Source organism: Pseudomaricurvus sp., from assembly GCF_965662505.1.
GTDB lineage: Bacteria > Pseudomonadota > Gammaproteobacteria > Pseudomonadales > Cellvibrionaceae > Pseudomaricurvus.
In genome coordinates this window covers 1-5,580 of the sequence record NZ_CBFIHX010000174.1, presented here as the reverse complement: position 1 = coordinate 5,580, position 5,580 = coordinate 1, and the positions used below count along the sequence as shown (strand labels likewise).

The 5,580-nt window shown below is 51.8% G+C and carries 4 protein-coding genes; 1 reads left to right on the top strand and 3 read right to left on the bottom strand.

Annotation, left to right across the window (positions count from 1 at the left end; genetic code table 11):
• The coding region (locus ACTG33_RS15915) for an MFS transporter (protein WP_439136207.1) at positions 1–1,046 on the bottom strand (1,046 nt) is incomplete at its 3' end.
• 39 nt (positions 1,047–1,085) lie between these two features.
• Positions 1,086–2,333, bottom strand: coding sequence for an acyl-CoA dehydrogenase family protein (locus ACTG33_RS15910; protein ID WP_439136206.1), 1,248 nt, complete (start codon positions 2,331–2,333; stop codon positions 1,086–1,088).
• 242 nt (positions 2,334–2,575) lie between these two features.
• Here ACTG33_RS15910 and ACTG33_RS15905 point away from each other — a divergent pair, with 242 nt between their 5' ends.
• Complete coding sequence (locus tag ACTG33_RS15905; protein WP_439136205.1) at positions 2,576–3,550, top strand: acyl-CoA thioesterase; 975 nt, start codon at positions 2,576–2,578, stop codon at positions 3,548–3,550.
• Positions 3,551–3,636: 86 nt separating this feature from the next.
• On the opposite strand, the gene ACTG33_RS15900 is transcribed toward ACTG33_RS15905, so the two are convergent.
• Positions 3,637–5,469, bottom strand: coding sequence for a class I adenylate-forming enzyme family protein (locus ACTG33_RS15900; RefSeq protein ID WP_439136204.1), 1,833 nt, complete (start codon positions 5,467–5,469; stop codon positions 3,637–3,639).
• Positions 5,470–5,580 lie beyond the last annotated feature (111 nt).

Below are 5,580 nucleotides of genomic sequence, written 5' to 3'. Positions count from 1 at the left end.
AAAATATAAGGCGTAATTGCCACCAGAACCGCCACTACCGCCACTACAGCCAGCCAGAATGCTGAATTCCGCTTACCAAATCGTCTGGAAACTTTAGGCGCTAACACTAACGCCAGACACGCTCCCACAACACCGTCCAATGCCAGAAGGGCTAACTGACGCGACTCCAATCCCCAAAAGAAAGTCCCGAAATACAGAGTCAGAGCGCCAGTCATGCCAATGGCCGTATACTTCAATACACCAAACGATAAAATGGCCAAAAAGCCCGGATGGGAAAAGCTCTCACGCATCTGCCTAAGCGTTTCCAGAAAGCCAATCTTGTTAACATCCGGCTGCCTCAGGTAGGGAATGCGGTGATGTGTTCCCATACTCGATAGCAATACGGTGACGATCATCACCAGCGCCCCAACGACGGCAAATGTCAGATAACCTTCCGGATTTAACTGTCCTACTGGATACTCTTCCGTTGGACGCAAAAACACAAACAGGGTTAAAAATGACATCCCCAAACCGCCAACGTACCCAAAGAAATAGCGATAACTCGCAATCGAGGTGCGCTCATCATATTCACTGGTCAATTCCGGAGCCAAGGCCGAACTGGGAATTTCATAAAAAGTGATACAGGTACGCACCAGCGAAGCCATTAACACCAGATAGATAAACAACCCAGTATGCGATAACCCTTCAGGAGGCATCCATAAAAACAGAAAACTCAGAGAGGCCGGAATGGCCGACGCATACATCAAAGGGTGCCGACGGCCCCAGCGGGTTTTCAACCGGTCGGAAAACTGTCCAATGACAGGATCACTGATCGCATCCACAACCAGAGCAACCATAATAGCCGCCGACACCAACGTCGCCGGCGCACCGATCACCTGGTTGTAATAGATCAGCAGGAAGCTTCTAAAAGCGAGATCCTTAATGCCGTAAGCCACCGAACCAACACCGTAGACAATTCGTGTGGACTTTTTAAGTGGCGGCAAAGCCTGATCCGCTGACAGGGGTGCACCACCATTAGCCGCACCCGGCTTAACGATCTTTTCCATTATTATTATCCTGCAATCAGCAATGTATGAACGCGTCAGCTATGCAGCAAAATCCATCGTGCCACCACGGTGATAATGGCCAAGAATATTTTTGGCAATCAGAATTTTGTGAACTTCATCCGGGCCATCTGCAAGACGCAAGGTTCGCGCTGCCAAATAAAAACTGGCGAGCGGGTAATCACTGGACAACCCAATGCCGCCATACACTTGAATCGCACGATCCACCACCTGATGAAGTACTCTGGGCACATATACTTTAACCGCGGAAATATCCGTGCGGGCATCTTCACCCGCATCGATTTTTTCAGCACAGCGTATGGTCAGCAGGCGAGCCGTTTGAATATCCATATACGATTCTGCCACAAAGTCCTGCATCATCTGTTTGGACTCCAGCAAACCACCATGCACCTTGCGCTCTGTCATACGCTTAACCATCAGATCGAAGGAGCGCCACATATGCCCAATACAGTTCATGGAATGATAGACCCGACCGGCTCCGAGACGATCCTGCGCTGCAGCATGACCACTTCCACGCCGACCTAACTGGTTTTCCAGCGGCACCCGCACGTTGGTATAGGTGATCTCGACATGATCGCCAGTGGTATGCCCCCATACCGGAATATTGCGCTCTACGCAAAAACCCGGCGTATTGGTCGGCACAATGATTTGTGTCATGCGTGAACTCGATCCATCAGTGTCGCTATCTCCTTCTGTGCGACACATAACCACAGCAAAATCAGCAGCTCGGCCATTGGAGGTAAACCACTTGCGGCCGTTAATCACCCACTCGTCACCCTCACGCACGGCAGTGGTGGTCAGAGCACGAGGATCCGATCCGGGGTTGTCTGGCTCGGTCATGGAAAAACAAGACTGCATTTCACCGGCCACAAGCGGTTCCAGCCAGCGTTTCTTTTGCTCTTCCGTTCCATACTTGACCAGCAGAGACTCATTACCGGCATTCGGCGCAACCACACCAAAAATACGACTGGCTACCGGACTCCAGGCAATAATTTCATTCATAAACGCATGCCCGAGAAACCCTACCCCCATCCCCCCGTAGGCTTTTGGCAAATGTGGCGCCCAAAGTCCGCACTGACGAACATGCTGCTGCAACTCCCGCACCAGAGCTGACCGCCGATCAGGATCGTCGCGACTCAACAGTACCCCTTCATTGGGGATAACGTGTTGAGCCAGAATGTCAGCTGTCCGCTGTCGAATGTCATTGATTTCATCACTCAGGCCCGGTGCAGGGTGCACACTTAGGGGTGAAAACTGGGGTATATCCATGACCGCCCTCGCTCATACCTAAAACTCTGAAAAAGTTAAAGACCACTCCAAGACCAAAAGACCAGAAACAAAAAAATCAGATCCAAACCCAAGAATTAGAGTATATTTCAGGTATTTTTTGTAGTTTATTTTTATTAAACAGTTAGAATACGACTAAATTGACTTTCAGAGACTAGCAAATAAAACATACTCTATACACTAATAATATGTAAAAATAAAAAATCTGTGGCACAGGAAGACCCATGACACAAGCATCCGACACGCAAGCGCGAATCCCAACCTCTCTTGAAGAGCTGCTCAACGTAATACCCCAGCAACCCCCAAAGACACTATGTGACGAAAGTGACGAAAGTAACGAAAACAACACCCCCAATACCCACCACTGCTTTCAAGGGCTGAAACCACCAGCAGAGCGCGGCAGACTCTTCGGCGGCCTGGTTATTGGCCAATCACTGGCTGCCGCCAGCAAAACAGTCGCCACTACCAAGGCAATTCACTCGTTGCACGCCTACTTTATGCGCGCAGGCGACAGCACTCTGCCAATCCGTTATGAAGTGGACAACGATCGTGATGGACGAAGCTTTAGCACCCGACGCGTGCTAGCCTTACAAGGCGATAACCCAATCCTCAGCATGACCGCTTCGTTCCACACCCCCGAAATCGGCCTCCACCACCAATACCCAATGCCTGACGTACCCCCACCAGAGCAACTGCTCAACAATCACCAGCTGGCCGACCGCTATGCGGATCAGATTCCTGACAGTTTAATGAAAATACTCCAGCGGAAACTGCCCATCGAAACGCGACCAATCGCACAGGACATACCGTTCAGCAGTAAAGAAGCAAACACTCAGCACGCCATTTGGTTTCGTGCTCGCCAGACACTTGGCGACGACCCCGTCATACATCGCGCAGCCCTGGCATTTGCATCAGACATGGGACTACTGAGTACCTGCATGCGCCCTCACAAACTCACGTGGTACACACCCAATCTGCAATCGGCCAGCCTCGATCACTCATTATGGTTTCACGAACCTTTAATCCGGGCCGACGACTGGATGCTTTACGTCATGGATACACCCTGGTCAGGCAGCGCACGCGGCTTTAATCGCGGCAGCGTATACAGCAGAGAAGGAAAACTGATTGCCAGCGCCGCCCAGGAAGGGTTGCTACGGCTAAACGATTCGGACACTGACGGCGCCAAAAACAAAGCATAAGCCCTCGCGGCCTGCCACCCCACATCAAGAGGCGACAGACTTCTTCGGACAATCTCTTCGGGCAATCTTCTTCGAACCATAAAGCCTCACTCTTGAGGCTTTTCAAACAAAGACTTTAACTGCAATTTGAGAATCTTGCCGTTAGCATTGCGCGGCAAAATCGTTTCACTGAATAGAATCTTCACCGGTGTTTTAAAGATCGCCAGTCGCTCACGCACCCACAACTTTAGCTCCTCTTCAGTCACCTGCGTGCCAGGCGCCAAATGCACAACGGCTGCCGGCTCCTCACCCAGTGTTCTATGTGGAATCCCTACTAACGCCGCATCCGTAACAGCCGGATGGTCGTAAAGTACGTTCTCCACCTCCGATGGATAGATATTTTCCCCACCGCGAATCACCAGCTCTTTGGCTCGCCCGACGATGTAACAGAACCCTTCTTCATCCAGCTTCGCAAGATCACCAGTGCGCACCCAGCCGTCCAGGAAAGTCTTTTTGGATTCGTCAGGATTTCCCCAATACTCTTTCACGATCTGCGGCCCTCGCGCCCACAGCTCACCCACCTCACCGGCTGGCAATTCATGCCGACCTTCGAGATCCATGATTTTTACATCTGCCACCGGCACAGCTTGACCGCAACTGGAGGGACGATTGAGGTAATCCTCTGACGACAACATCGTGACCGTGGCCGACGTTTCCGTCATCCCCCAACCCGTCGCAGGCAGAGCACCAAACTCTTCATGTATTCGCAACACCAGATCGGGCGCGGCCGGCGCCCCGCCATAGGAGACCGCCTCAATACTGCTCAGGTCATACTTATGACGCTCCGGATGCTCCAACAATTGCCAGGCAATAGTCGGCACCCCTCCGGTAGCATTCACTTTTTCCCGCTCAATAATCCCGAACGCCTTCACCGGATCCCAGCCAGGCATAAACACCATGGTTTGCCCATAAAAGACCGTGCCCATCATGGCCGCATTACAAGCAGTGACATGAAACAGAGGAATCACCACGAGAGACACTTTGTGCTCGACTTCGGGAACCTCCTCCCCACGACGCAACGCAGCGCGGGCCGTCGTATAAGCACTGGAAAGGATATTGGTAAGGCAATTTCGATGGGTGCCAACCGCCCCCTTGGGCTTGCCTGTCGTCCCACTGGTATAGAAAATAGTTGCCTCATCCTCCGGCAACACATCCACCGACGGCAAAGACAAAGAAGACAACGATTGATAATTCTCCGGAGTACCGATCCAGTCCTCCAGGCAAGAGACTCCTTCGGGCAACGCTTCTGTCGAGCGGCTCACAACCACAGAACGCAAATCCGGCAAGTCGGAGCGCACATCCTGCAGCCGCTGAAAACGCTCGCTATCGCACACCAGCACACTGGCACCACTGTCCGACAAAGCATAGGTTAACTCGGCCGGCATCCACCAGGCATTTAGCGGAACAACAATCGCGCCGAGACTGGCTGCCGCAAAAAACACTACCGGCCACTCAGGTAAATTACCCATTGCCAACGCTACGCGGTCGCCTTTTTTCACGCCTTCTAACTCAAACTTGTGAGCCAGATGCGCTACTGCGCGGTGCCAGGCGTCGTAACTGACGCGCTCTCCCTCATAAATGGTAAACAGCCGTTCACCATGCTCACGCCCAGCGTCAGCCAGGTCAGCAAGACTATTTGGCACATTTTTCCATACACGCAAAGGGGTGCCGCGAATCGTCTGAACCTCCATCTCGAAGCGCTCGCCAGCAGCACACAACTGCTTCCGACATTCATCCAAGGACACTGCCGGCCACCCTTCACCGATCGCAGCGGCCAATTTGGCTTCGGCGGACATTTCAACTTTATCCGCTTCATTCGCTTCATTAGTTCCTTTACACCCGTCTTTCTCTGCCTGCAGACTGGCTGCTGATTGCGCCATAAACCACCTCCATTGCCTTCATTATTAGTATGTAGAGTACGACTTGAAAATACCTTACTACGCTTTGCAAAAACAGGCAATGCAGTATATAAACAGATATAAAGTTAAGAA